Source organism: Thermococcus sp. (assembly GCF_027023865.1).
Taxonomy (GTDB): Archaea; Methanobacteriota_B; Thermococci; order Thermococcales; family Thermococcaceae; genus Thermococcus.
The window spans coordinates 1-2,444 of the sequence record NZ_JALVUC010000006.1; the positions used below are offsets into that span (position 1 = coordinate 1).

The 2,444-nt window shown below is 53.2% G+C and carries 3 protein-coding genes; all 3 read left to right on the forward strand.

Annotated features, from left to right (window positions below; all coding sequences use genetic code 11):
- Window positions 1-52: 52 nt before the first annotated feature.
- The 3 genes from MV421_RS01425 to MV421_RS01435 all read left to right on the forward strand — a co-directional run bounded on the left by MV421_RS01425 (window position 53) and on the right by MV421_RS01435 (window position 2,389).
- A complete protein-coding gene (locus tag MV421_RS01425) occupies window positions 53-232 on the forward strand; it encodes a KH domain-containing protein (RefSeq protein ID WP_297421641.1) in 180 nt (59 codons plus the stop codon).
- A 156-nt stretch (window positions 233-388) separates the two neighbouring features.
- Window positions 389-958 carry a glucose-6-phosphate isomerase gene (locus MV421_RS01430; RefSeq protein ID WP_297421663.1) on the forward strand — a complete coding sequence of 190 codons (570 nt, stop codon included), beginning with the start codon at window positions 389-391 and terminating at the stop codon, window positions 956-958.
- 69 nt (window positions 959-1,027) lie between these two features.
- The gene (locus MV421_RS01435) at window positions 1,028-2,389 is read left to right on the forward strand and encodes an ADP-specific glucokinase (RefSeq protein ID WP_297421661.1); all 1,362 of its coding nucleotides are present in this window, start codon (window positions 1,028-1,030) and stop codon (window positions 2,387-2,389) included.
- Window positions 2,390-2,444 lie beyond the last annotated feature (55 nt).

Sequence of the window (2,444 nt, forward strand, 5' to 3'; positions counted from 1 at the left end):
TGTGAGTCGTTACGTTTATATTTGATGCCGTCAATTTAAGCCGGGGATTGCTATGAAGGACAGGCTGGAGAAGATGCTCAACGTCAAAATCCTGGATATGGAGGAGCTTGAGGACAAAATAGTCGTCTATGTCCCTGAGGACCAGGTTAGAATCGCGGTCGGAAGTGGCGGTGCCGCGGTAAAGGCGGCTGAACTTGTCATAGGCAAGAAGATTGAAGTCAGGAGCAAGTGACGGCGGATTAATTCCACCCGCTGTTTTTTAGTTCCCCTTCTCCCAGCTTCCGCGTTAGTCTTTTCTCCCCGGGAGCTTTCTCAGTAGTATAACACTTTTAGTGATACAAATGGGAAAGGTTAAATAGGGACGTTCCTACTTACTCTGGTGATGCTCATGGAGTACAAGAACCCGATTGGAGTTGACATTGACCTTGAGACAGGCGTTATCCCCGGCGCCAAGAAGCTCGTCAGGAAACTGAGCGACCTCAGGGGCTACTTCCTCGATGGAGAAGCCTACAACGAACTCCTTAAGGACGACCCGGTTGTCTACGAGGTCTACGCGGTGGAGCAGGAGGAGAAGGACGGCGACCTCAACTTCGCGACTACGGTTCTCTACCCCGGAAAGGTTGGGAAAGAGTTCTTCTTCACGAAGGGACACTTCCACGCAAAGGCCGACAGGGCCGAGATATACTACGGCCTCAAGGGGAAGGGGGGAATGCTCCTCCAGACATCAGAAGGAAAGGTTGAGTGGATACCGATGAAGACCGGAACCGTCGTTTACGTCCCGCCCTACTGGGCGCACAGGACGGTCAACACCGGAAACGAGCCTTTCATATTCCTCGCGGTTTATCCAGCGGATGCAGGCCATGACTATGGTTCAATAAAGGACAAGGGCTTTGCCAAGCTCGTGATCGAGGAGGACGGCGAGGTAAGGGTCATTGACAACCCACGCTGGAGCGAGTGACCCTCTCTTATTCTTTCCCACCGCAACCCTTATTAATTTGGAACAGTTACATCACTCCCGGTGATACATATGGACTGGAACGCTCTCTACTCATCCGCTTTTGAAGGCGTTAGGGGCAGGATTGGAGGGGTTGATAGGGTTCTTTTGGCCTACAACACCAACATCGACGCGATAAAGTACCTAGATGGAAGAAACCTGGAAGAGCGGATTGAAAAGGCCGGAAAGGATGAGGTCCTCCGCTACTCCGATGATCTTCCGGAAAGGATAGAGGACGTCCCCCAACTCCTCGGATCTATTCTATGGAGTATCAAGCGTGGAAAGGCCGCTGAGCTTTTCGTTGAAAGCTGTTCAGCTCGATTTTACATGAAGCATTGGGGCTGGGACGAGCTGAGGATGGGCGGCCAGGTCGGCATAATGGCCAACCTCCTCGGGGGGGTCTACGGTGTTCCGGTCATAGCTCACGTTCCCCAGCTTTCGAGGCTCCAGGCGAGCCTCTTCAAGGACGGGCCGATTTACGTTCCAAAGCTCGAAGATGGAAAGGTCAAGCTCGTTCACCCGAAGGACTTTGCCGGAGATGAGGAGAACTGCATCCACTACATCTACGAGTTCCCGCGCGGTTTCAAGGTCTTCGACTTCGAGGCGCCGCGGGAGAACCGCTTCATAGGCTCGGCCGACGACTACAACACGACCCTCTTCATCCGTGACGAGTTCAGGGAGGGTTTTGATGAGATAACCGAAAGCTCCTCCCTCACGATAATCAGCGGGCTTCAGGCCCTCACGAAGGAAAACTACCGTGAGCCTTTTGAGATAATCAGGGGGCACCTGGATGTTCTTAACGAACGGGAAATCCCCACTCACCTTGAGTTTGCATTTACTCCGGATGAAACCGTCAGAAAGGCAATCCTAGGCCTCCTTGGAAGGTTCTGGAGCGTTGGGCTGAACGAGGTCGAGCTGGCGTCGATAACGGAAGTGATGGGCGAGAAGAAGCTCGCTGAGAAGCTCCTCGCCAGTGACCCCGTTGACCCTGTGGCCGTTACAGATGCCATGCTCAAGCTCGCAGGGAAGACCTGGGTGAGGAGGATACACTTCCACACCTACGGCTACTACCTTGCTCTGACTGACTACGGGGGGGAATTCGTCAGAGACGCACTCCTCTTTGCGGCTTTGGCAGCCGCTGCGAAGGCAAAGCTTGGAGAGATAAACTCGATAGATGACGTGGTTAAAGCCATGGACGTCCCGGTCAACGGGAAGGCTAAACCTGTGGAGGAGGCGCTGGTGAGAGAATACGGTATGAGAAACGGAATGGCAAAGGTCAACGGTTATCAGCTGACCTTTGTTCCGACGAAAATAGTCGAGAAGCCTAGATCCACCGTCGGAATCGGCGACACGATTTCGAGTTCAGCCTTCATGGGCGAGTTCGCCCTTCGCTGATTTCTTTTCGCTATCGTTAAAAGCCAATATGCCCAAGTGGTTTCAGGTGTTCAGG